The sequence below is a fragment of the Raineyella sp. W15-4 genome, assembly GCF_033170155.1.
GTDB lineage: Bacteria > Actinomycetota > Actinomycetes > Propionibacteriales > Propionibacteriaceae > Raineyella.
In genome coordinates this window covers 2,893,356-2,914,810 of sequence record NZ_CP137079.1, presented here as the reverse complement: position 1 = coordinate 2,914,810, position 21,455 = coordinate 2,893,356, and the positions used below count along the sequence as shown (strand labels likewise).

The 21,455-nt window shown below is 70.0% G+C and carries 20 protein-coding genes; 16 read left to right on the top strand and 4 right to left on the bottom strand.

The genetic code is table 11. From position 1 onward, the window contains the following. Positions 1–26 precede the first annotated feature (26 nt). Entirely contained in the window at positions 27–752 is a 726-nt protein-coding gene (locus R0145_RS13665; protein WP_317837413.1) for an HAD-IA family hydrolase, read from the top strand. 41 nt (positions 753–793) lie between these two features. Continuing rightward, positions 794–3,313 carry a glycoside hydrolase family 65 protein gene (locus R0145_RS13660; protein ID WP_317837412.1) on the top strand — a complete coding sequence of 840 codons (2,520 nt, stop codon included), beginning with the start codon at positions 794–796 and terminating at the stop codon, positions 3,311–3,313. A gap of 9 nt (positions 3,314–3,322) precedes the next feature. Here R0145_RS13660 and typA read toward each other — a convergent pair whose 3' ends face one another. Further along, positions 3,323–5,182 (bottom strand): translational GTPase TypA, encoded by a 1,860-nt coding sequence (gene typA / locus R0145_RS13655; protein WP_317840252.1) that lies wholly within the window; start codon positions 5,180–5,182, stop codon positions 3,323–3,325. A 117-nt stretch (positions 5,183–5,299) separates the two neighbouring features. Here typA and R0145_RS13650 point away from each other — a divergent pair, with 117 nt between their 5' ends. The 5 genes from R0145_RS13650 to R0145_RS13630 all read left to right on the top strand — a co-directional run bounded on the left by R0145_RS13650 (position 5,300) and on the right by R0145_RS13630 (position 10,393). Next, on the top strand, positions 5,300–6,421 hold the full coding sequence (locus tag R0145_RS13650) for a GTPase family protein (RefSeq protein WP_317837411.1): 1,122 nt from the start codon (positions 5,300–5,302) through the stop codon (positions 6,419–6,421). A 191-nt stretch (positions 6,422–6,612) separates the two neighbouring features. Beyond that, positions 6,613–8,112: a methylmalonyl-CoA carboxytransferase subunit 5S gene (locus R0145_RS13645; protein ID WP_317837410.1), complete on the top strand. Its 1,500-nt coding sequence runs from the start codon at positions 6,613–6,615 to the stop codon at positions 8,110–8,112. 10 nt (positions 8,113–8,122) lie between these two features. Then, a complete protein-coding gene (locus tag R0145_RS13640) occupies positions 8,123–9,682 on the top strand; it encodes an acyl-CoA carboxylase subunit beta (RefSeq protein ID WP_411742051.1) in 1,560 nt (519 codons plus the stop codon). A gap of 12 nt (positions 9,683–9,694) precedes the next feature. Next, positions 9,695–10,009, top strand: a complete 315-nt coding sequence (locus R0145_RS13635) for a hypothetical protein (RefSeq protein WP_317837409.1) — start codon at positions 9,695–9,697, stop codon at positions 10,007–10,009. Positions 10,010–10,027: 18 nt separating this feature from the next. Further along, a complete protein-coding gene (locus R0145_RS13630; RefSeq protein ID WP_317837408.1) occupies positions 10,028–10,393 on the top strand; it encodes a biotin/lipoyl-containing protein in 366 nt (121 codons plus the stop codon). 164 nt (positions 10,394–10,557) lie between these two features. Here R0145_RS13630 and R0145_RS13625 read toward each other — a convergent pair whose 3' ends face one another. After that, complete coding sequence (locus R0145_RS13625; RefSeq protein ID WP_317837407.1) at positions 10,558–11,322, bottom strand: SDR family NAD(P)-dependent oxidoreductase; 765 nt, start codon at positions 11,320–11,322, stop codon at positions 10,558–10,560. Positions 11,323–11,407: 85 nt separating this feature from the next. Between R0145_RS13625 and R0145_RS13620 the strand changes: the two genes are divergently transcribed. Continuing rightward, entirely contained in the window at positions 11,408–12,154 is a 747-nt protein-coding gene (locus R0145_RS13620; protein WP_317837405.1) for a phosphoglyceromutase, read from the top strand. A gap of 85 nt (positions 12,155–12,239) precedes the next feature. Here R0145_RS13620 and phoU read toward each other — a convergent pair whose 3' ends face one another. Then, complete coding sequence (phoU, locus tag R0145_RS13615) at positions 12,240–12,884, bottom strand: phosphate signaling complex protein PhoU (RefSeq protein ID WP_317837404.1); 645 nt, start codon at positions 12,882–12,884, stop codon at positions 12,240–12,242. A 360-nt stretch (positions 12,885–13,244) separates the two neighbouring features. Between phoU and R0145_RS13610 the strand changes: the two genes are divergently transcribed. Both R0145_RS13610 and R0145_RS13605 read left to right on the top strand, forming a co-directional pair. Beyond that, on the top strand, positions 13,245–14,495 hold the full coding sequence (locus R0145_RS13610; RefSeq protein WP_411742050.1) for a sensor histidine kinase: 1,251 nt from the start codon (positions 13,245–13,247) through the stop codon (positions 14,493–14,495). Next, positions 14,492–15,169 (top strand): response regulator transcription factor, encoded by a 678-nt coding sequence (locus tag R0145_RS13605; protein ID WP_317837402.1) that lies wholly within the window; start codon positions 14,492–14,494, stop codon positions 15,167–15,169. The genes R0145_RS13610 and R0145_RS13605 overlap by 4 nt, the downstream gene beginning before the upstream one ends. Before the next feature lie 106 nt (positions 15,170–15,275). Here the strand turns inward: R0145_RS13605 and R0145_RS13600 are convergent, their stop codons facing one another. Further along, on the bottom strand, positions 15,276–15,941 hold the full coding sequence (locus R0145_RS13600) for a hypothetical protein (protein ID WP_317837401.1): 666 nt from the start codon (positions 15,939–15,941) through the stop codon (positions 15,276–15,278). 205 nt (positions 15,942–16,146) lie between these two features. On the opposite strand from R0145_RS13600, the gene R0145_RS13595 reads away from it, so the two are divergent. From R0145_RS13595 to R0145_RS13570, 6 genes are all read left to right on the top strand, one after another. Beyond that, positions 16,147–16,632 (top strand): CarD family transcriptional regulator, encoded by a 486-nt coding sequence (locus tag R0145_RS13595; RefSeq protein WP_153572518.1) that lies wholly within the window; start codon positions 16,147–16,149, stop codon positions 16,630–16,632. A gap of 9 nt (positions 16,633–16,641) precedes the next feature. Then, positions 16,642–17,400 carry a 2-C-methyl-D-erythritol 4-phosphate cytidylyltransferase gene (gene ispD, locus R0145_RS13590; protein WP_317837400.1) on the top strand — a complete coding sequence of 253 codons (759 nt, stop codon included), beginning with the start codon at positions 16,642–16,644 and terminating at the stop codon, positions 17,398–17,400. Next, positions 17,397–17,927: a 2-C-methyl-D-erythritol 2,4-cyclodiphosphate synthase gene (gene ispF, locus R0145_RS13585; protein WP_317837399.1), complete on the top strand. Its 531-nt coding sequence runs from the start codon at positions 17,397–17,399 to the stop codon at positions 17,925–17,927. Before ispD ends, ispF begins: the two co-directional genes overlap by 4 nt. A gap of 38 nt (positions 17,928–17,965) precedes the next feature. Next, positions 17,966–19,426, top strand: coding sequence for a glycine hydroxymethyltransferase (locus R0145_RS13580; RefSeq protein WP_317840250.1), 1,461 nt, complete (start codon positions 17,966–17,968; stop codon positions 19,424–19,426). 255 nt (positions 19,427–19,681) lie between these two features. Beyond that, positions 19,682–20,617 carry a metal ABC transporter solute-binding protein, Zn/Mn family gene (locus R0145_RS13575; protein ID WP_317837398.1) on the top strand — a complete coding sequence of 312 codons (936 nt, stop codon included), beginning with the start codon at positions 19,682–19,684 and terminating at the stop codon, positions 20,615–20,617. 62 nt (positions 20,618–20,679) lie between these two features. Beyond that, complete coding sequence (locus R0145_RS13570) at positions 20,680–21,450, top strand: metal ABC transporter ATP-binding protein (RefSeq protein WP_317840249.1); 771 nt, start codon at positions 20,680–20,682, stop codon at positions 21,448–21,450. Positions 21,451–21,455 lie beyond the last annotated feature (5 nt).

Sequence of the window (21,455 nt, the reverse complement as noted above, 5' to 3'; positions counted from 1 at the left end):
GATGGCCCCCGCCTACAGTGACGTCCATGACGTCCTTGGACTGGCGCTCTGTCGATGCGGCCCTGTTCGACCTGGACGGGGTGATCACTCCCACCGCCGAGGTGCACATGCGGGCCTGGGCCGACCTGTTCGGGGAGGTCCTCCGCGATGCCGGCGCCGCGGCGTGGAGCGACGCCGACTACTTTGCTTATGTCGACGGCCGGCAGCGCTACGACGGGGTGCGGGCCGTGCTCGCCTCCCGCGGCCTCACCCTGCCCGAGGGGGACCCCGGGGATCCGCCGCAGGCCCGTACGGTCCACGGGCTCGGCAACCGGAAGAACGACGCCTTCCTGACCGTGCTGCACCGCGACGGCATCGCCGGCTACCCCGGCTCGCTGCGGCTGCTCGACTGGCTGGCGGGCCAGGGCATCGCCGCCGCCCTGGTCTCCTCGTCCCGCAACGCCCGGGCGGTGCTCGAGGCCGCCGGGCTGGCCGACCGGTTCCCGGTCGTCGTCGACGGCCTGGTCGCCGCCGCGCAGCGGCTGCCGGGCAAGCCCGCCCCCGACACCTACCGCTACGCCGCCCGGCTGCTCGGCGTGCCGTACGATCGGGCGGTCGTCGTCGAGGACGCCGTCTCCGGGGTGGCTGCCGGCCATGCCGGCGGCTTCGCGGCCGTGATCGGTGTGGATCGCGGTGTCGGCGTGGCCGCCCTCCGCGACGCCGGCGCCGATCTCGTCGTCGCCGATCTCGCCGATCTCGTCCCGACACCCTGACCGGTCGTCCCGACCTCTCACCCACCACCGCGAGGACACCGATGCGCTCACCGCAGGATTCCCACACCCCGCCGGATCCGGTCGACCCGATGGACCGGACCCGGTTCCCGGTCGACGAGTGGCGGCTGGTGGAGACCTCCCCGAACCGGGCGGACCTGGGCCGCACCGAGACGCTGTTCGCCGTCGGCAACGGCTACCTGGGGATGCGCGGCAACCCGGAGGAGGGGCGGGAGAGCTTCGCCCATGGCACCTTCGTCAACGGGTTCCACGAGACCTGGCCGATCCGACACGCCGAGGAGGCGTACGGCTTCGCCCGGGTCGGCCAGACGATCGTCAACGCCCCGGACACCAAGGTGCTGAAGCTCTACGTCGACGACGAGCCGATCAACATCCCGGTCGCCGACCTGGAGGAGTACGAGCGGAGCCTCGACTTCCGCGACGGCGTGCTGCGCCGTCACCTGGTGTGGCGTACGCCGGCGGGCAAGACGGTCCGGATCGACACCACCCGGATGGTGTCGATGACCGAGCGGCACCTCGCCGTGATGACCATGGACGTGACCCTGCTCGACGCCGACGCCCCGGTGGTGATCTCCTCCCAGATCCTCAACCGTCAGGACGGTGAGGACGAGTACCACGTCCGGTCCGCCGCCCAGGGACTGGACCCCCGCCGCGCGGATGGGCTCGACCGCCGGGTGCTGGAACCGCAGATGAATTGGACCAAGGGACTGCGGGCGATGCTCGGCTTCCGCGCCAGCGAGTCCGGGATGACACTCACCGTCGGCATCGACCACATCATCGAGACCGAGAACGACAGCGAGTCCCTGATCATGTCCGAGGACGACGTGGCCAAGGTGATCTTCCGGGTCCGGGCCGAGCGCGGCAAGCCGATCCGGCTGGTCAAGTACGCCGCCTACCACACCTCCCGGACGGTGCCGGTGCGCGAGCTGATCGACCGGGTCCGGCGCACCCTGGACCGGGCGCTGGTCACCGGGGTGGCGGAGTACCGGGCCGCGCAGCGGGACTGGTACGGCGGTTTCTGGGCCGACGCCGATGTGGTGGTCGGAGCGGACCCGGCGGTCCAGCAGGCGGTCCGGTGGAACCTCTTCGAACTCGCCCAGGCCTCCGCGCTGTCCCAGACGTACGGGATCCCGGCGAAGGGGGTGACCGGATCGGGCTACTCCGGCCACTACTTCTGGGACGCCGAGATCTATGTCCTGCCGTTCCTCACCTACACCATGCCCGAGGTGGCCCGCAGCGCCCTGCGGTTCCGCTACCTGATGCTCGACAACGCCCGCCGCCGCGCGGACGAGATGTCGACCCGCGGGGCGCTCTTCCCGTGGCGGACGATCAACGGCGAGGAGGCCTCGGCCTACTATGCGGCCGGCACCGCTCAATACCACATCGACGCCGACATCGCGTACGCCCTCAACCGCTACGTGGAGGCCTCCGGCGACGTCGACTTCCTGCTCCGGGAAGGCATCGACGTGCTGGTCGAGACCGCCCGGATGTGGGCCGACCTCGGGTTCTGGACCGACAACGGCGAGGCGGTCTTCCACATCCACGCGGTGACCGGCCCGGACGAGTACACCACGGTGGTCAACGACAACCTGTTCACCAACGTGATGGCCCGGCACAACCTGTGGCTGGCGGGGGACGCCGTCGCCACCCTGGCCACCGCCTGGCCGGAGGCGTACGAACGGATGGCCAAACGGCTCGGCCTGCGGGAGGACGAGGTGGAGGAGTGGCGGCGCTGCGCCGACCACATCCTCATCCCGTTCGACGACCACATCGGCGTCCACCCCCAGGACGCCCACTTCCTCGACCGTGAGGTGTGGGACCTCGACGCGACGCCGTCCGACCGGTTCCCGTTGATGTTGCACTACCACCCGCTGGTGCTCTACCGGTTCCAGGTGCTCAAGCAGGCCGATGTGGTGCTGGCCATGCTGCTCCAGGGCGACCAGTTCCCGCTGGAGCAGAAGCGGGCCGACTTCGAGTACTACGACCCGATCACCACTGGCGACTCGACCCTGTCGAGTGTGGTCCAGGCGATCATCGCGGCCGAGGTCGGCTACCAGGAGCTGGCGCTGCGGTACTTCTTCGGCGGCCTGTTCGTGGACCTCGCCGACCGGCACGGCAACACCTCCGACGGGGTGCACGTGGCCTCCACCGGCGGGGTGTGGCTGGCGTTGACCGCCGGTTTCGCCGGCATGCGGGACCACCACGGCGAGCTGTCGTTCGACCCGAGGCTGCCGGCACAGTGGGACTCGATGCGGTTCCGGCTGCGCCGCCGCGGCGGGTCGATCGCGGTGGAGCTGAGCCGCGAGGCGCTCACCGTGAGCATGCTGGACGGCACGTACGAGACCTTCCTGGTGCGCGGCGAGCGCTATGAGGTCTGCCCGGAGTGTCGCAGTGTACGGGTGCCGCTGGCCGACCAGGGGCCGGTGGTGCCCGGCCCGGTGCCGCCGCAGACGGTGATCGGCGTCCGCCGCGACGGCAGCCGGATCACCGCCGGCGTCCCCGGCACCTTCCCGGGCTCCCTCCACCAGCCGGTCGGCCAGTAGCCGCCGGCATCAGCTCTTGGCCCGGCGGGCCGCCTTCACCCGCTCGCTGTGGTCGAGGATGGTCTTGCGGATCCGGACCGCTTCCGGGGTCACCTCGAGGCACTCGTCGGCGCGGCAGAACTCCAGCGACTGCTCCAGGCTCATCAGCCGCGGCGGGACCAGCCGTTCCAGCTCCTCACCGGTGGAGGAGCGGACGTTCGTGACGTGCTTCTCCTTGGTGGGGTTGACGTCCATGTCGTCGGGGCGGGAGTTCTCGCCGACGACCATGCCCTCGTACACCTCGTCGCTCGGCTTGATGAACAGCGTGCCGCGTTCCTGCAGGTTGAACAGCGCGTACGACGACACGGTGCCGAGCCGGTCGGCGACCATCGAGCCGCTCGGCCGGGTCCGCAGCTCGCCGACCCACGGCGTGTAGCCCTCGAAGACGTGGTTCATCAGGCCGGTGCCGCGGGTCTCGGTGAGGAACTCGGTGCGGAAGCCGATCAGGCCGCGGGAGGGCACGATGTACTCCACCCGCACCCAGCCGGAGCCGTGGTTGGTCATCGTCCGCAGCTGGCCCTTGCGGGTGCCCAGCATCTGGGTGACCGCCCCGACGTACTCCTCCGGCACGTCCACGGTGAGGAACTCGGTCGGCTCGTGCAGCTTGCCGTCGATCTGCCGGGTCACCACCTCGGGCTTGCCGACGGTCAGCTCGAACGACTCGCGGCGCATCGTCTCGACCAGCACCGCCAGCTGCAGCTCGCCGCGGCCCTGCACCTCCCAGGTGTCGGGACGCTCGGTCGGGTTGACCCGGATCGACACGTTGCCGATCAGCTCCCGCTCCAGCCGGGCCTTGAGCAGCCGGGCGGTGAGGTTCTTGCCCGACCGGCCGGACAGCGGGGAGGTGTTGATCCCGATCGTCATCGAGATCGACGGCTCGTCGACGGTGATCAGCGGCAGCGGCTGCGGGTTCTCCGGGTCGGAGAGCGTCTCGCCGATGGTGATCTCCGGGATGCCCGCGATGGCGACGATGTCGCCGGGACCGGCGGTCTCGGCGGGGACCCGCTCCAACGCCTCGGTCATCAGCAGCTCGGAGAGCTTGACGTTCTCGATGCTGCCGTCGCGCTTGCACCAGGCCACCGTCTGGCCCTTGTGCAGCTCGCCCTGCTTGACCCGGCACAGCGCCAGCCGGCCCAGGTAGGGGGAGGCGTCGAGGTTGGTGACGTGGGCCTGCAGGATCGCCCCGTCCTCGTACCTGGGGGCGGGGATGGTGTCGAGGATGGTCTCGAACAGCGGCTGCAGGTCCAGGGAGTCCGGCATCCCGCCGTCGGCCGGCTTCGTCAGCGAGGCCCGGCCGGCCTTCGCCGAGGCGTACACCACCGGGAAGTCCAGCACCGAGCCGTCGGAGTCCTCCGGCAGCAGGTCCATGAAGAGGTCGTACGTTTCCTCGAGCACCTCGCCGATCCGGGCGTCGGGGCGGTCGACCTTGTTCACCACGACGATCAGCGGCAGCCGCTTGGCGAGTGCCTTGCGGAGCACGAAGCGGGTCTGCGGCAGCGGCCCCTCCGAGGCATCGACCAGCAGCACCACCCCGTCCACCATCTCCAGACCGCGCTCGACCTCGCCGCCGAAGTCGGCGTGGCCGGGGGTGTCGATGATGTTGATGGTGACGTCCTGGCCGCGGATCACGTGCTTGACCGCGGTGTTCTTGGCGAGGATGGTGATGCCCTTCTCCCGCTCCAGGTCCATCGAGTCCATCACCCGGTTGTTCACGTCCTGACCTTCGCGGAAGGCGCCGGACTGCCACAGCATGGCGTCGACGAGGGTGGTCTTGCCGTGATCGACGTGGGCGACGATGGCGATGTTGCGCAGGTCGGAGCGCTGGGGCATAAGCGTGACTTTCACTTCTGGAAATGTAGGGCTGTCCGAGGACAGAGGCACACAGATGGTAGTTCCCGGCGGCACCGCAGCGACAATCCTGATGGCATCGCGCACTAGGCTCGTGCCATGCCCGACTGGTTCACCGACGCGTTCCGTACGGAGTACGAGCGGCAGCTGGAGCTGCTCGGCCGGTTCAACCTGGCGCTCTTCGGCAAGACCGGGGTCGGCAAGTCCACCCTGGTCAACGCCGTGTTCGGCGCGCCGGTGGCGGCCACCGGGATCGGTGAGCCGGTCACCCGGGACTCCCACCTCTACCTCGACGACCGCGGCCAGCTGGGGCTGCTGGACACCCGCGGGCTGGAGATCGGCCGGGATGACCGGCAGCTGCTCAAGGAGCTGGAGAGCTACGTCCGGCGGATGCGCCGCGAGCCGGTGGAGGCCCAGATCCATGTGGTCTGGTACTGCGTGCGGGGGATGGACCGCCGGTTCGAGCCGTTCGAGGCCGAGTTCGTCCGTCGCCTGGACGCCCTCGACCTGCCGGTGATCATGGTGCTCACCCAGGTGCCCCGGGACGCCGCCGGCCGGCTGCATCCCGATGCGGTGGCCCTGGCCCAGCACATCACCGACCTCGGCCTGCCGATCGTCGACGGCCACCCGTATCTCACCTACGCACTGGAGGACCCGTTCAGTGGTCAGTCGTCCTACGGCTTGACGGCGCTCCTCGAGGCGACCTTTCGCGGCGCGCCGGCGGCGGTCCATGCCGCGCTCACCGCGGCCCAGCAGATCGATCATCGGCGCAAGGCGGCTCAGGCGCGCCGGTTCATAGCCGGCACCGCGGCCGGGGCGGCGGCCACCGGCGCCACCCCGATCCCGTTCTCCGACGCCACCGTGCTGGTGCCGCTGCAGCTGGCGATGATGGCGCGGATCTCGCAGCTCTACCAGGTGCCGGTGGACCGGGCCGCGCTGATGGCGGTGGCCTCCACCACGGTGGCGACCCAGGCGGGCCGGGCCTCGGTGACCGGTCTGCTCAAGCTGATCCCCGGGGCCGGGTCGGTCGCCGGCGGCGCGATCGGGGCGGCGGTGGCGTCGTCGTTCACGTACGCCATGGGGGAGGCCTGGCTGGCCGTCGTCGAACGGGCCGCGGCGGGAGCGCTGCGCCGTCTCGACGGGGTGCTCGACCCCGACCAGGTGCGCAGCGTCTTCCTGACCGAGTTGCGCCGCCGGGTGCCGGGGCTGCGCGAGCCCTGACCCGGTAACGACTTATTGTCAGGACAAATCGGGGTGAGATTTACGACACTATGTCGTACGACAGGTTACGTAGAAGATTGCCGTTCCTGGGCCGGACCCGATGTGACCCGCGTCGTTCCTAGCAGAGCGCGGTTCGCGGGAAGGGGAGGGGGCCGGAATCCGTCGATCGTGACGATGGCAGGATGGGGCCCATGAAGCCGCGAGAGATTGGTATCACCGAACTCGTCCTTCGCGACGCGCACCAGAGCCTGATGGCGACGCGGATGGCCATGGAAGACATGGTCGACGCCTGCGCTGACATCGACGCTGCCGGTTACTGGAGCGTGGAGTGCTGGGGCGGTGCAACGTACGACGCTTGCATCCGCTTCCTGAACGAGGACCCATGGGAGCGACTGCGGACTTTCCGCACGCTCATGCCGAACAGCCGCCTGCAGATGTTGCTCCGCGGGCAGAACCTGTTGGGCTACCGCCACTACGAGGACGAGGTGGTCGAGAGGTTCGTCGAGAAGTCCGCCGAAAACGGCATGGACGTGTTCCGTGTCTTCGACGCGCTGAACGACCCGCGTAACGTGGCCCACGCCATGCAGGCCGTCAAGAAGGCGGGCAAGCACGCCCAGGGCACGATCTGCTACACGGTCAGCCCGGTGCACACCACCGAGGACTACATCACGCTGGCCGGCCGGCTGCTCGACATGGGTGCCGATTCGATCGCGCTGAAGGACATGGCCGCGCTGCTGAAGCCCCAGCCGGCGTACGACATCGTCAAGGGCATCAAGGACACCTACGGCCAGGACGTGCAGATCAACGTGCACTGTCACTCCACCACCGGTGTCACCCAGGTGGCGTTGATGAAGGCGATCGAGGCCGGCGCCGATGTCGTCGACACCGCGATCAGCTCGATGTCGCTCGGCCCGGGGCACAACCCGACCGAGTCGGTGATCGAGATGCTCGACGGCACCCCGTACACCACCACCGTGGACCGCAGCCGGCTCAAGCCGATCCGGGAGCATTTCGCCAAGGTGGCGCCGAAGTACAAGAAGTTCATGTCCGCCGTGACCGGGGTCAAGACCGACATCTTCCAGTCCCAGATCCCCGGCGGGATGCTCTCCAACATGGAGTCGCAGCTCAAGGCGCAGGGTGCCGGCGACCGGATGGACGAGGTGCTGGCCGAGGTGCCGAACGTCCGCAAGGACGCCGGCTACCCGCCGCTGGTGACGCCCTCCTCGCAGATCGTCGGCACCCAGGCCGTGTTCAACGTGCTGATGGGTGAGTACAAGGTGCTCACCGGCGAGTTCGCCGACCTGATGCTCGGCTACTACGGCGAGTGCCCCGGCGAACGCAACGCCGAGGTCGTCGAGAAGGCCAAGGCCCAGACGAAGAAGGAACCCATCACCGAGCGTCCCGCCGACCTGCTGGCGCCCGAGTGGGGCAGCCTGGCCGAGCAGGCCAAAGGTCTCGAGGGCTTCAACGGGACCGAGGAGGACATCCTCACCAACGCGATGTTCCCCCAGGTCGCCGCCAAGTTCTTCAAGGAGCGCCCGCAGGGCCCCCGCAACGTGGGGATGACCGAGGAACAGGTCGAGGAGGAGCGCCGGAAGGCCGCCGGCCTCGACAAGGCCCTCCACGAACCGATCCAGTACAAGGTCACCATCAACGGCCAGTCCCGTTCGGTGTCCGTCGAGCCGGCGTGAGGTGACGACCATGGCAGAGAAGATCCACGACATGTCCGACCGCCTCGCCACGCTGCAGGAGCGTCGTGACGAGGCCGTCCTCGGTGGCGGCAAGTCCCGCCTGGAGAAGCAGCACGAGAGGGGCAAGCTGACCGCGCGGGAGCGGATCGCCGCCCTGCTCGACCCGGGCACCTTCCAGGAGACCGGGATGTTCCGGACCCACCGGACCACCACCTTCGGGATGGACACCGCCAAGGCCCCGGCCGACGGCGTGGTGACCGGTTCCGGCGCCGTTCTCGGCCGCCCGGTGCACGTCGCCTCCCAGGACTTCTCCGTGATGGGCGGTTCCGCCGGCGAGACGCAGTCCAAGAAGGTCGTCGAGATGATGGAGGCGTCGCTGTCGACCGGCACGCCCTTCGTCTTCATCAACGACTCGGGCGGCGCCCGGGTCCAGGAGGGCATCGACTCGCTGTCCGGCTACGGCCAGGTGTTCTACTCGAACGTCCGGCTGTCCGGCGCGGTGCCGCAGATCTCGATCATCGCCGGCCCGTGCGCCGGTGGTGCCGCGTACTCCCCGGCGCTGACCGACTTCATCATCCAGACCCGCAAGGCCCACATGTTCATCACCGGGCCGAACGTGATCACCGAGGTGACCGGCGAGAAGGTGACCCAGGACGAGCTGGGCGGCGCGGACGCGCACATGGCCCGTTCGGGCGTCAACCACTTCGTCGCCAACGACGACGACGAGGCCATCCTGATCGCCAAGAAGCTGCTCAGCTTCCTGCCGCAGAACAACCTCTCCGAGCCGCCGCGGGTCAACCCCGACGACGTGGTGGAGCCGAACGCCTCGCTGCGCGACGTCGTGCCGGTGGAGGGCAAGAAGGGCTACGACGTCCGCGACATCGTCCGGGGCGTCGTCGACCACGCCGACTTCCTCGAGGTGCAGGCCGGCTACGCCCAGAACATCGTCGTCGGTTTCGCCCGGGTCAACGGCTACACCGTCGGTGTGGTGGCCAACCAGCCGAGCGTGATGTCCGGGGTGCTGGACATCAACTCCTCCGACAAGGGCTCGAAGTTCGTCCGCTTCTGCAACGCCTTCAACATCCCGCTGGTCACCTTCGTCGACGTGCCCGGCTTCCTGCCGGGGGTCGCCCAGGAGCACGGCGGCATCATCCGCCACGGCGCGAAGATGCTGTACGCCTACTCCGCGGCGACCGTCCCGAAGGTCACCATCGTGCTCCGCAAGGCGTACGGCGGGGCCTACCTGGCGATGTGCTCCAAGGACCTCGGCGCCGACAAGGTGTTCGCCTGGCCGACCGCCGAGATCGCGGTGATGGGTGCCGAGGGTGCGGCGAACATCGTGTTCAAGAAGGAGATCGCCGAGGCCGACGATCCGGTGGCGCGCAAGGCGGAGCTGGTCGAGGAGTACCGCGAGACCTTCGCCACGCCGTTCATGGCCGCGTCGCGGGGACTGGTCGACGACATCATCGACCCGGCCGACACCCGGCGCGAGGTGGCGATGGCGCTGGAGGTCCTGCGGTCGAAGCGCCAGCTGCGCCCGGACAAGAAGCACGGCCTCGGGCCGGTGTGATCGGGAGTGACGATGACTGACGAGAACGAGATCACTGCTCTCAAGGACCAGGTGGCCGAGCTGACCGCGCGGCTCGCCGCGGCGGAGCAGCGGATGGTGGAGTTCGACCGGATGGCGGTCCGGTGGGCCGAGGAGCACCAGGTCGACGAGGACACCCTGATGGTCATCGCGGCGGCCGTTGCGGCCGTCCTGGGTCACCGGGCCAGGGTCAAGCAGATCCAATTCCATGAGGGCTCGGGGTGGACCGCCGCCGGCCGGATGGAGGTCCAGGACCACCGCAAGACCCAGGCGCGGCCCGCCCGCCAGGCCCCGCTGACGCTGCACTGAGGACGAGGAGGAACAGACATGAGACTCAAGGTGACGGTCAACGGAACCCCGTACGACGTCGACGTCGAGGTCGAGCAGACGCGCCCCTCGCTCGGTGACCTCGGCGTGATCGGTGCCTACACCGGCCCGGCGCCGACCGCCCCGGTGACGTCGACGATGCCGGCGGCGAGCGCCAACTCGGTGGTCGCCCCGCTCGCCGGGTCGGTCGCCCGGATCATGGTGGAGGAGGGCCAGGAGATCACTGCCGGCCAGGTGCTGGTGGTGCTCGAGGCGATGAAGATGGAGACCGAGATCACCGCTCCGGCCGACGGCACGGTGGGCTCGATCCTGGTCGAGGTCGGCGAGGCCGTCCAGGGTGGTCAGGCCCTGATCGCGATGGCCTGAGTGACCTGTATCCCCGCGGTGAGGTGAGCCGATTCTGGCGGCTCACCGGCTCACCTCACCGCCCCACGGGGACTTCCCGCCTGATCCGCGTCATGGCGTGGGTCGGGCGGGCCTCTGTCCGGCGCCGGCAACTGAGACGCCAGATGTGAGACGCCAGATGTGGCTCACTGGCCCCGGAAGATCTTGTGCTGGGCCGGCTGGACCCGGGGGCGGACCACCATCCGGTCGATGTTGACGTGCGCCGGCAGCGAGGCGACGAAGCCGATGCAGGCGGCGATGTCGTCGGCGGTGAGGACCCCCTCGACCCCCGCGTAGACGGCGTCGGCGCGGGCCTGGTCGCCGGCGAAGCGCACCAGCGAGAAGTCGGTGCGCACCATCCCGGGGACGATCTCCGCCACCCGCAGCGGCCGGTCGTACATCTCCAGCCGCATCGACTGGGCCATCGAGCGCTCGGCGGCCTTGACCCCGCAGTAGCCGGCCCCGCCCTCGTAGCCGCCGTCGGCGGCGACCGAGGTGACGAAGACGACCTGCCCGCGCCCGCCGTCGGCGGCCAGCAGGGCGGGAATCAGGGCCCGGGTGACCCGGGCGGAACCCAGTACGTTCAGGGCGTACATCCGCTGCCAGTTGTCGATGTCCGCCTCGGCCACCGGGGCCAGTCCCAGCGCGCCGCCGGCGTTGTTGACCAGCAGCTCGACCTGCGGCCCGGCCGCTGCGGCGAGTGCCGCGACCGAGTCGTCGTCGGTGACGTCGCAGGCCTGGGCCCGGCCGCCGATCTCGTCGGCGAGTTCCCGCAGCCGGTCCTCCCGGCGGGCGGCGCAGATGACCTCGTAGCCCTGGTCGGCGAGGGTACGGGCCGTCGCGGCGCCGATGCCGCTGCTGGCACCGGTGACGACGGCAAGGGGACGGGCAGGCGTGACAGGAGCGTTCATGCCCGGAGTATCCCGCGTATCGGGGGACGGCCGGAAGCCGGGGGCCGGTGCCACCGGCGGGGCGGGCGACCACTAGGCTCGGGTCATGACTGCAAAGCTGATCCTGCTGCGCCACGGCGAAAGCGAGTGGAACGCCAAGAATCTCTTCACCGGCTGGGTCGATGTCGACATCAACGACAAGGGCAAGGCCGAGGCCCAGCGTGGTGGCGAGCTGCTCGCCGCCGAGGGTCTCCTGCCGGACATCCTGTTCACCTCGACGCTGAAGCGTGCGATCCACACCGCCGACCTCGCACTGCTCGCCTGCGATCGCCACTGGATCCCGGTGCAGCGTTCCTGGCGCCTCAACGAGCGCCACTACGGCGCCCTGCAGGGCAAGAACAAGACTGAGATCCGTGAGGAGTTCGGTGAGGACCAGTTCATGGTGTGGCGCCGGTCGTACGACCAGCCGCCGCCGGTGCTGGATGCCGACGACAAGTGGTCGCAGTACCACGACCCGCAGTACGCCGATCTGCCCAGCGAGATCCGCCCGCAGACCGAGTGCCTGAAGGACGTCGTCGCCCGGATGCTGCCGTTCTGGTATGACCGGATCGTCCCGGAACTGCGGGCCGGCCGGACCGTCCTGGTGGCGGCGCACGGCAACTCGCTGCGGGCGCTGGTGAAGCACCTCGACCAGATCTCCGACGCGGATATCCCCGGCCTCAACATCCCCACCGGTATCCCGCTGCTCTACGAGCTGGACGAGGACCTGAAGCCGATCGGCGGTGGCCGCTACCTCGACCCGGAGGCCGCGAAGGCGTCCATCGAGGCGGTCAAGAACCAGGGCAAGAAGTAGCGTCGCTGCTGACGCCCCGGCGGTAGCCGGTCGGGGAGCTCCCCGACCGGCTACCACTGTCCGACAGCGCGTGTCGTGGTGGGGCTCAGACCGGGTCGTCCCCGGTCACCACGTAGACCAGGCGTTCGGCGATCTCGACTGCGTGGTCGGCGATCCGCTCGTAGTACCGCCCCAGCAGGGCGGTGTCCACGGCCGCCTCCACGCTGTGGGTCCAGGTGCCGTCGACCAGCGCCCGGAACTGGTCCCGCCGCAGGCCGTCCATCACCTTGTCCTCCGTCGCGAGGTGGCCGGCGGTGTCGACGTTCAGGTCGCGCAGCATCGCTCCGGCGTCGGTGACCATCGACCCCGCCACGTCCGCCATTTGCCGGAAGTTGTCCTGCAGGGTGTCCGGGACCGCGCACTCCGGGAAACGCAGCCGGGCGATCTTGGCCACGTGGGCGGCGAGGTCACCCATCCGGGTGAGCTCGCCGAGCATCCGGATCGCGGAGAACACCGTCCGCAGTTCGCCGGCGACCGGGGCCTGCCGGGCGAGCATCGAGAAGGTCCGCTTCTCCAGCTCCTCGGCGAGGTCGTCGATCATCCGGTCATTGGAGATCACCTGCTCCGCGAGCTGCAGGTCGCAGGTCAACAGGGCCGTCGTCGCGTCGGTGAGGGCGGTGTGGACGAGGTCGACCATCCGTGCCAGGTCGGCCATCGTCTCCCGGAGCTGTTCCCGGTAGGTGTCCCGCATGCCGATCCTCCTCTCGTACCTCCCCCGGCCCGCCGTCGGGCCGCCGAGCGCCGGACCGTCGACCGCGGTCTGCGGGGCAACGGCCGGTCGCCGTCCCGGTCGTCGCCGGGGCCTGCCGGGTGCCGGATCGTCCCTCGTCACCGTGTTGCCGTCCTGTCTGCTCTACAGCGGGGTGACAAGCCAATATAGCTTGTCGGAGGATCGCGCGGCGGCCCGGACCCGGAGGAAGACGTCGGGCCCCCTGACCGCATGCCGGAGGCTATCCCAACAGATCCGGCGCCAGGGGCACCTCGGCTGAACTCCGCGTGAACAGTGTGTGAACCGGTCATCTCGTCGTTGGGGTGCCCGGTCGGCCCCCGTATGATCTGGCCTGTGAACGCCTACCTCGCCGCCGGTGGTGGCCTCGTGGTGGGCCTGCTCCTGGGGATCCTGATCATGGCGTTGCGTGCTCGGGAGCGGCGGCTCCGTGAGGACCGGCTGCGGGCCGAGATGGCCGCCCGGGTGACGGTACGACCCGAGGTCTCCCAGGTGCTCAACGTGCTCCGCGCGGGGGCGATGGTCGTCGGACCGCACGACGAGGTGCTCCAGTCCACCGCGCAGGCCCGTACGCTCGGCGTCGTCCGCGGGGCCCGGGTGGTGGTCCCGGCGGTGCTCACCCTGGTCCGGCAGGTGCGCCAGGACCGGCGGTCGCGCAGCACCGAGCTGGACCTCAAGCGGGAGGGGCTCACCAGCCTGCACCTGATGGCGCGGGTCGCTCCGCTGGACGAGCGGACGTTGCTGGTCCTGGTCGAGGACCGTACGGCCGCCCGCCGCGTCGACGAGACCCGACGGGACTTCGTGGCGAACATCTCGCACGAGCTGAAGACCCCGATCGGGGCGGTGACCCTGCTGGCGGAGACGGTCGAGGAGGCCGCCGACAGTCCCGAGGACGTCCGACGGTTCGCCCGCCGGCTGCAGGTCGAGGGGGATCGGCTGTCCGATCTCGTCCGCCAGATCATCGACCTCAGCCGGCTGCAGTCCGACGACCCGCTGCTCGACCAGAACGAGGTGCTGATCGACGACGTGATCGGTGACGCGGTCGACCGCAACCGGGTCGACGCCGACGACCGGGACGTCACCCTCACCGTCGCCGGCGCGTCCGGTCTGGAGGTGATCGGCGACGAGGAGCAGCTGACGGTCGCGGTCTCCAACCTGATCGAGAACGCCATCGTGTACTCCGAGCGGGGCGCCCGGGTGGCCGTGGCCGCGCGGGCCGTGGTGCTCGGGGAGGAGGACTTCGTCGAGATCAGCGTCTCGGACAACGGGATCGGCATCCCGGAGGACGAGGTGGAGCGGATCTTCGAGAGGTTCTACCGTGTCGACTACGCCCGTAGCCGGGACAACGGCGGGACGGGTCTCGGCCTGTCCATCGTCAAGCACATCGCCGCCGCGCACGGCGGCTACGTCCATGTCTGGAGCAAGCTGGGGCAGGGCTCCACGTTCACCATCCGGATCCCCCAGCACTACGAGCGGGAGGTCACCGACGGCCCCTCCGCGGGCGGCTACGCCACCATGTACCAGCTCGACGCGCCCGTGGCGCGGGGGGCGCACTCCCAGGAGGTAGAGGGATGACCCGAGTTCTCGTGATCGAGGACGAGGAGTCCTATCGCGAAGCGCTGTCCTACATGCTGCGCAAGGAGGGCTTCGATGTCGTCGAGGCGCCCGACGGTGCGGAGGGACTGGCCGAGTTCGATCGGGGCGGCGCCGACATCGTGCTGCTCGACCTGATGATGCCGGGCATCTCCGGCACCGAGGTCTGCCGGCAGCTGCGGCTGCAGAGTTCGGTGCCGGTGATCATGGTCACCGCCCGCGACTCCGAGGTGGACAAGGTCGTCGGGCTCGAACTCGGTGCGGACGACTACGTCACCAAACCGTTCTCCCAGCGTGAGCTGCTGGCCCGGATCCGGGCCGTCCTGCGGCGCGGCCAGGAGGTCGAGCTCGTTCCCGACGTGGTCGAGTCGGGCGGCGTACGGATGGACGTCGAACGTCACGAGGTGGCGGTCAACGGTGAGCCGGTCCGGCTGGCGCTCAAGGAGTTCGAGCTGCTGGAGATGCTGCTGCGCAATGCCGGGCGGGTGATGACCCGCGGTCAGCTGATCGACCGGGTGTGGGGGGCCGACTATGTCGGTGACACCAAGACCCTGGACGTCCACGTCAAGCGCCTGCGCGCCAAGATCGAGGAGAATCCGGCCCGCCCGGTCCATCTGGTCACCGTCCGTGGGCTGGGTTACAAGTTCGAGGGTTGACGATTGCCGGCTCTGTAGGGCGGCCGGCGTCCGGAAAATTACCTGCCCCCGGCCGGGAGGGATCCCGGCCGGGGGCAGGTCGTCGTGCGGGTGCGGCGCGGTGTGCTCAGCCGTTCGCCCGCGGCGAGGCGGAGGCCGTCGCCGTGGCGTTCGGGCTGGCGGTGCCGTTCGGGCTGGCCGCTGCGGCGACCGGCGACATCGTCGCGTAGTCCGGCTTGGTCGCGTCGACGACCGGGACCCGGGCGGTCAGCCGACCGTTGTTCTGGAAGGTGAGGGTCAGCTCGACGTCGAGTCCCGGGGTGACCTTGGCCCCGGTGACCGCGGTGTTCTGGGCCTCCAGCTGGACCGGCTTCTGCACGGTGATCGGCAGTGGCTCGGGCAGGGTGACGCTCAGGGTGCCGGCGGAATCGCCGGTCGAGGTGAGGGCCCGGCCGGAGACCGACTGGAGGGTGTCGAGGGTGGGCTCGGTGGCCTGGGCGGCCTGGCTGTTGCTGAACGGTGTGCTGGAAGGCGACCCGTAGAGGGTGCCGGCCAGCCGGGCCTCGGAGCCGTCGGGCTGGGCGAGGACCATCAGGTTGCGCACCTTGATGTAGCCCCTGCCCTGCTCGACCTGGTGGCCGTCGGCGAGGTCGAGGTCCACGCCCTCCGCCTGGGTGTACTGCTGGAGCGTCTGGTGCTCGAACCCCATCCGGCAGCCCGCAAGCCCGAACAGGGAGGCGGTGGCAACGATGACGACAGCGGCGCGCTTGGCGTGGTTCTTCAGGGTGGACACGATTCGGGACTCCTCGTTGGGCCAGGTCAGACTCGTGCACAGAGTAGCCAGAAAGGCGGTCGCCCGGCACATCGTTTGCCATCGGCCGCGGTCACGATCGCGCGTCAATCTGTTCCACGCTAATGGTTGGGAGCGGGCTGTGCCAATTCGATCCGGGCGTGTCCGAGGGCTCCGTGATAGAATCGGCACGCGAAAGGGGACCTGTATGACGTTTGCAGTCGGTGAAACGGTGGTCTACCCCAATCATGGGGCGGCCGTCATCGAGGACATGGAAACCCGCAAGATCAAGGGGGAGGACAAGCTCTACCTGGTGTTGAGGATCGTGGGCCAGAACGATCTGGTGGTCCGCGTTCCAGCGTGCAATCTCGACTTGGTCGGCGTCCGTGACGTGGTGGATGCCGATGGTCTGGAGAAGGTCTTCGAGGTGCTGCGCGCACCGCATGCCGAGGAGCCCGCGAACTGGTCCCGTCGCTACAAGGCCAACCTGGAGAAGCTGCATTCGGGCAATGTGCTGAAGGTCGCCGAGGTCGTCCGTGACCTGTGGCGCCGCGGCAACGATCGTGGGCTGTCGGCCGGCGAGAAGCGGATGCTGGTCAAGGCCCGCCAGGTGCTCGCGTCGGAGGTCGCCCTCGCCGAGAAGTGTGACGAGGTGCGCGCGGAGGAGCTGCTGGACGAGGTCCTCGCTTCCTGATCCTGTCCCATGACATCTCTGCACAAGTCGACACAGCTGCACAATTCGTACGAACCGGTCGTCGCCGTGGTGGTGGCGGCCGGTTCCGGTGTCCGGCTGGGGGAGGGCGGGCCGAAGGCGCTGCGGACGGTCGGTGGGCGCGCCCTGGTCGCCCACGCCGTGGACGCGCTGGCCGCCGGCGGGGCGGCCCGGGTGGTCGTCGTCGGCCGTGGTGAGCTGGCCGCCGACTTCTCCCGGGCGCTCGGCACCGCGCCGATCCCGTGGACCCTGGTCGAGGGTGGCGTGGAGCGTCAGGACTCGGTCGCCCACGGTCTCGCCGAGGCGGCCCGGGTCGTGCCGTCCGCCCGGCACGTGCTGGTCCACGACGCGGCCAGACCCTTCGTCCCCGCCGCCGTGGTGTCGGCGGTGATCGCGGCGCTGCGTGCCGGGGCCTCGGCGGTGATCCCCGCGATCCCGGTCGTCGACACCATCCGGGTGGCCGATCCCCGGCCCGGGGAGGCCACCGTGGTGGACCGGTCCCGGCTGCGGGCGGTCCAGACCCCGCAGGGCTTCGACCTGGCGACGCTGGCCCGGGCGCACGACCACGTCCGCTCGGCAGGGGTGGCCGTCACCGACGATGCGATGGCCTGCGAGGCGATCGGGGTGCAGGTCACCCTGGTCGACGGCTCCCGCGACTCGCTCAAGGTCACCGAACCCTTCGACCTGCTCGTCGCCGAGGCGGTGTGGCGGCAGCGGACGGCCGCGATCGCGGAAAGGACCTCCCGGTGAACCACGAACCCCTGCCCGTCGGCCCGGCGCGGATCCGCACCGGCATCGGCACCGATGTGCACCGCTTCGCCGAGGGGGTGCCGATGTGGGTGGCCGGCCTGCACTTTCCCGAGGAGGCGTACGGCCTGGCGGGGCACTCCGACGGGGACGTCGCCTGCCACGCGGTCTGTGACGCGTTGCTGTCGGCGGCCGGGCTCGGTGACCTCGGCTCCAACTACGGCACCGCCGACCCGGAGTGGGCCGGGGCGGCCGGCGTCGCGTTCCTCGCCGAGACGGCGCGGCGGGTCAGATCCTCCGGGTGGGACATCGGCAACGTCGCGGTCCAGGTGATCGGCGTACGCCCCCGGATGGCGGCCCGCCGGGTCGAGGCCGAACAGGTGATGTCGGAGGCCCTCGGCGCCCCGGTCAGCGTGGCGGCCACCACCACCGACGGGCTCGGGTTCACCGGCCGCGGGGAGGGGCTGGCGGCGATCGCCACCGTGCTGCTGCTCCGGCGCGACCCGGCCTTGGATCGGCCGGCCCGGTGAGGTGACCGCGGGGTAGATTGGTGTCGGCCTGCCGTCCCATCCTCGAGGAGAAGCAAGTGTCCGACACCACTGCCGCCGCCACCCGTGCCTATCGGGAGGCGCTCTCGGTCATCGAGAGCGTCGAGCCCCGGATCGCCGATGCCACGCGCCAGGAGCTGACGGACCAGCGAGGTTCGCTCAAGCTGATCGCCTCGGAGAACTACGCCTCGCTGCCGGTGCTGCTGACGATGGGCACCTGGTTCTCGGACAAGTACGCCGAGGGCACTGTCGGCCACCGGTTCTACGCCGGCTGCCAGAACGTCGACACCGTCGAGTCCGTTGCCGCCGAACACGCCCGCGAGCTGTTCGGTGCGGAGTACGCCTACGTCCAGCCGCACTCCGGCATCGACGCCAACCTGGTCGCCTACTGGGCGATCCTGGCCCACCACGTCGAGGCCCCCGGCCTGGCCGAGAAGGGCGCGAAGAACGTCAACGACCTGACCGAGGCCGACTGGGAGCTGCTCCGCAAGCGTTTCGGCGAGCAGCGGTTGATGGGCATGAGCCTGGATGCCGGTGGCCACCTCACCCACGGGTTCCGGCCGAACATCTCCGGCAAGATGTTCCACCAGCACTCCTACGGGACCGATCCGCAGACCGGCCTGATCGACTACGACGCGCTGCTGGCCCAGGCCCGCGAGTTCCGGCCGCTGATCCTGGTCGGCGGCTACTCCGCCTACCCGCGCCGGGTGAACTTCGCGAAGATGCGCGAGATCGCCGACGAGGTCGGCGCCGTGCTGATGGTCGACATGGCGCACTTCGCCGGTCTGGTGGCCGGCAAGGTCTTCACCGGTGACGAGGATCCGGTGCCGTACGCCGACGTGGTGACCACCACCACCCACAAGTCGCTGCGTGGCCCGCGCGGCGGCATGGTGCTGGCCAAGGAGGCGTACGCCCCCGACGTCGACCGCGGCTGTCCGATGGTGCTCGGTGGGCCGCTGGCGCACATGATGGCCGCGAAGGCCGTCGCGCTGGCCGAGGCGCGGACCCCGGCCTTCCGGACGTACGCCCAGAACGTCGCCGACAACGCGAAGGCGCTGGCCGAGGGCCTGCTGAAGCGGGGCGTCACGCTGGTCACCGGCGGCACCGACAACCACATCGTGCTGGCCGACATCGCCGCGTCCTTCGGCCTGACCGGCCGGCAGGCCGAGTCGGCGCTGGTCGACTCCGGCATCGTCACCAACCGCAACTCGGTGCCCGCCGATCCGAACGGTGCCTGGTACACCTCCGGCATCCGGCTGGGCACGCCGGCGCTGACCACCCGCGGCTTCGGGGCCGCCGAGTTCGACCGGACCGCCGAGCTGATCGTCGAGGTGCTGACCAACACCACCGCGGCCGACGCCCCGAAGGGTGGCGCCTCGAAGGCCAAGTACATCATCGCCGACGGCGTCGCCGACCGGGTGAAGGCCGAGGCCGGCGAGCTGCTGGGCACCTTCCCGCTGTACCCCGGCCTGGAGCTCTGAGGGTCGACCACAGGTCGGCTCTGCCGATCGCCTGCCGGAGGGCAGTCCCGGGACCGGGGCTGCCCTCCGGTGCTGTCTGCTGCCGGTTCGTGGTGTCCGCCCGCTCCGCCCGATTGCTGGTCGACAGATCGCGAGTCCGTCCGACAGATCGCGAGATGAAATTGAAAACGACTATCAAAACGGTCTATCGTCGTCCTTGCCCCGGGTGAGGGGCGACGCCGGCGGTGTGCAGCCGGGTGACGGAAGGGGAACGTGATGGCAATCGGGACGAGGATGAGGGCTCTGGCCGGAGTCGTGGTGGCGGCGGGATTCGCGCTGGCGGGGTGTGCGGGCGGCGCGACACCGGCGACCACGCCCGCGGCGTCCGGCGCGGCGTCGACCGCGGCCGTCAAGGTCGTCGCCTCGACGAACGTGTGGGGGGACATCGCCCAGCAGATCGGCGGTGACGCCGTCGCGGTGACCAGCATCATCGACGACCCGACCAAGGACCCCCACGAGTACCAGGCGAACAGCCGCACCCAGCTGGCGCTCTCCGAGGCCCGGGTGGTGATCGAGAACGGTGGCGGCTACGACGATTTCGTCCCCACCATGCTGTCGTCGGCGAAGAACACGGACGCGGCGGTCCTCAACGCCGTCGAGATCTCGGGTCACCAGGCCCAGGGTGGCGAGCTCAACGAGCACGTCTGGTACGACTACGCCTCGGTGCGGAAGGTCGCCGAGGCGATCCGTGACGCCCTGACCACGGCCGAACCGGCCCGGGCGGACACCTTCGCCACGAACACCCGGACCTTCGAACAGGGGCTCGACAAGCTCGACGCCTCGGTGGCCGACCTGCACGGCAAGTACGCCGGCAAGGGCGTCCTGGTCACCGAACCGGTGCCGCTCTACCTGACGGACGCCGTCGGGCTGGTCAACAGGACCCCCGAGGAGTTCACCAAGGCGATCGAGGACGGCAGCGACGTCCCGCCTGCGGTCCTCAACGAGACGGTGGCGCTGGTGACCGGCCACGAGGTCGCCGTGCTCGCCTACAACGAGCAGACCAGCGGCCCGCAGACCGAGAAGGTGCTCAACGCCGCGCAGTCCGCGAACGTGCCCGTGCTGCCGGTGCAGGAGACCCTGCCGGCCGGCAAGGACTACTTCAGCTGGCAGACCGGCATCGTCACCGCCCTGGGGGAGGCACTCGCGAAGTGACCGCTCTCGACACCCTCGCTGCGGTTGATCCCGTGCTGTCCACCCAGAAGCCGGTGCTCACGATGACCCGGGCGACGCTCACGCTGGGGGAGCGTACGCTCTGGCGCGACCTCGACCTGCAGGTCCGGCCGGGGGAGTTCATCGCCGTGCTCGGCTCCAACGGGTCGGGCAAGACCAGCCTGTTGCGGACGATCCTCGGGGAACACCGCCTGGCCGCCGGCTCCGGGGAGTTCCTCGGTCAGCCACTGCGGCGTGGGGACAGTCGGATCGGGTACGTGCCCCAGCAGCACCTGGCGGACGCGGCCACCATGCTGCGGGGCCGCGATCTCGTCGGGCTGGGGCTCACCGGCCACCAGTGGGGGATCGATCTGCCGAGCCGGCGCCGCCGGGCGCGGATCGATACGTTGCTGGCGGAGGTCGGTGCGTCCGGCTACGCCGAGGCGCCGGTCGGGCTGCTCTCGGGGGGTGAGCAGCAACGGTTGCGGATCGCCCAGGCGTTGGCCGGGGAGCCCCTGCTGATGCTCTGCGACGAGCCGCTCGCCTCGCTCGATCTCCGCGCGCAGGCCGAGATCGTGGATCTCATCGACGACCAGCGGCGGGCCCGCGGTTTCGCCGTGCTGGTCGTCACCCACGACATCAACCCGGTGCTCGGCGTGGTGGATCGGGTGCTTTACCTGGGCAACGGCCGGTTCCGGATCGGCACCCCCGACGAGGTGCTGCGCAGCGAAGTCCTCACCGGGCTGTACGACTCGCCGGTCGAGGTGATCCGCGCCGGTGGGCGGATCCTGGTCGCCGGGATGCCCGAGCAGAGCCACCACCCGGAGCAGCGGTGAGCGGG

Coding starts and splice junctions, on each gene's coding strand:
- R0145_RS13665 (WP_317837413.1), top strand. CDS start 27: ATGACGTCCTTGGACTGGCGCTCTGTCGATGCGGCCCTGTTCGACCTG.
- R0145_RS13660 (WP_317837412.1), top strand. CDS start 794: ATGCGCTCACCGCAGGATTCCCACACCCCGCCGGATCCGGTCGACCCG.
- typA (WP_317840252.1), bottom strand. CDS start 5,182: ATGCCCCAGCGCTCCGACCTGCGCAACATCGCCATCGTCGCCCACGTC.
- R0145_RS13650 (WP_317837411.1), top strand. CDS start 5,300: ATGCCCGACTGGTTCACCGACGCGTTCCGTACGGAGTACGAGCGGCAG.
- R0145_RS13645 (WP_317837410.1), top strand. CDS start 6,613: ATGAAGCCGCGAGAGATTGGTATCACCGAACTCGTCCTTCGCGACGCG.
- R0145_RS13640 (WP_411742051.1), top strand. CDS start 8,123: ATGGCAGAGAAGATCCACGACATGTCCGACCGCCTCGCCACGCTGCAG.
- R0145_RS13635 (WP_317837409.1), top strand. CDS start 9,695: ATGACTGACGAGAACGAGATCACTGCTCTCAAGGACCAGGTGGCCGAG.
- R0145_RS13630 (WP_317837408.1), top strand. CDS start 10,028: ATGAGACTCAAGGTGACGGTCAACGGAACCCCGTACGACGTCGACGTC.
- R0145_RS13625 (WP_317837407.1), bottom strand. CDS start 11,322: ATGAACGCTCCTGTCACGCCTGCCCGTCCCCTTGCCGTCGTCACCGGT.
- R0145_RS13620 (WP_317837405.1), top strand. CDS start 11,408: ATGACTGCAAAGCTGATCCTGCTGCGCCACGGCGAAAGCGAGTGGAAC.
- phoU (WP_317837404.1), bottom strand. CDS start 12,884: ATGCGGGACACCTACCGGGAACAGCTCCGGGAGACGATGGCCGACCTG.
- R0145_RS13610 (WP_411742050.1), top strand. CDS start 13,245: ATGATCTGGCCTGTGAACGCCTACCTCGCCGCCGGTGGTGGCCTCGTG.
- R0145_RS13605 (WP_317837402.1), top strand. CDS start 14,492: ATGACCCGAGTTCTCGTGATCGAGGACGAGGAGTCCTATCGCGAAGCG.
- R0145_RS13595 (WP_153572518.1), top strand. CDS start 16,147: ATGACGTTTGCAGTCGGTGAAACGGTGGTCTACCCCAATCATGGGGCG.
- ispD (WP_317837400.1), top strand. CDS start 16,642: ATGACATCTCTGCACAAGTCGACACAGCTGCACAATTCGTACGAACCG.
- R0145_RS13575 (WP_317837398.1), top strand. CDS start 19,682: ATGGCAATCGGGACGAGGATGAGGGCTCTGGCCGGAGTCGTGGTGGCG.
- R0145_RS13570 (WP_317840249.1), top strand. CDS start 20,680: ATGACCCGGGCGACGCTCACGCTGGGGGAGCGTACGCTCTGGCGCGAC.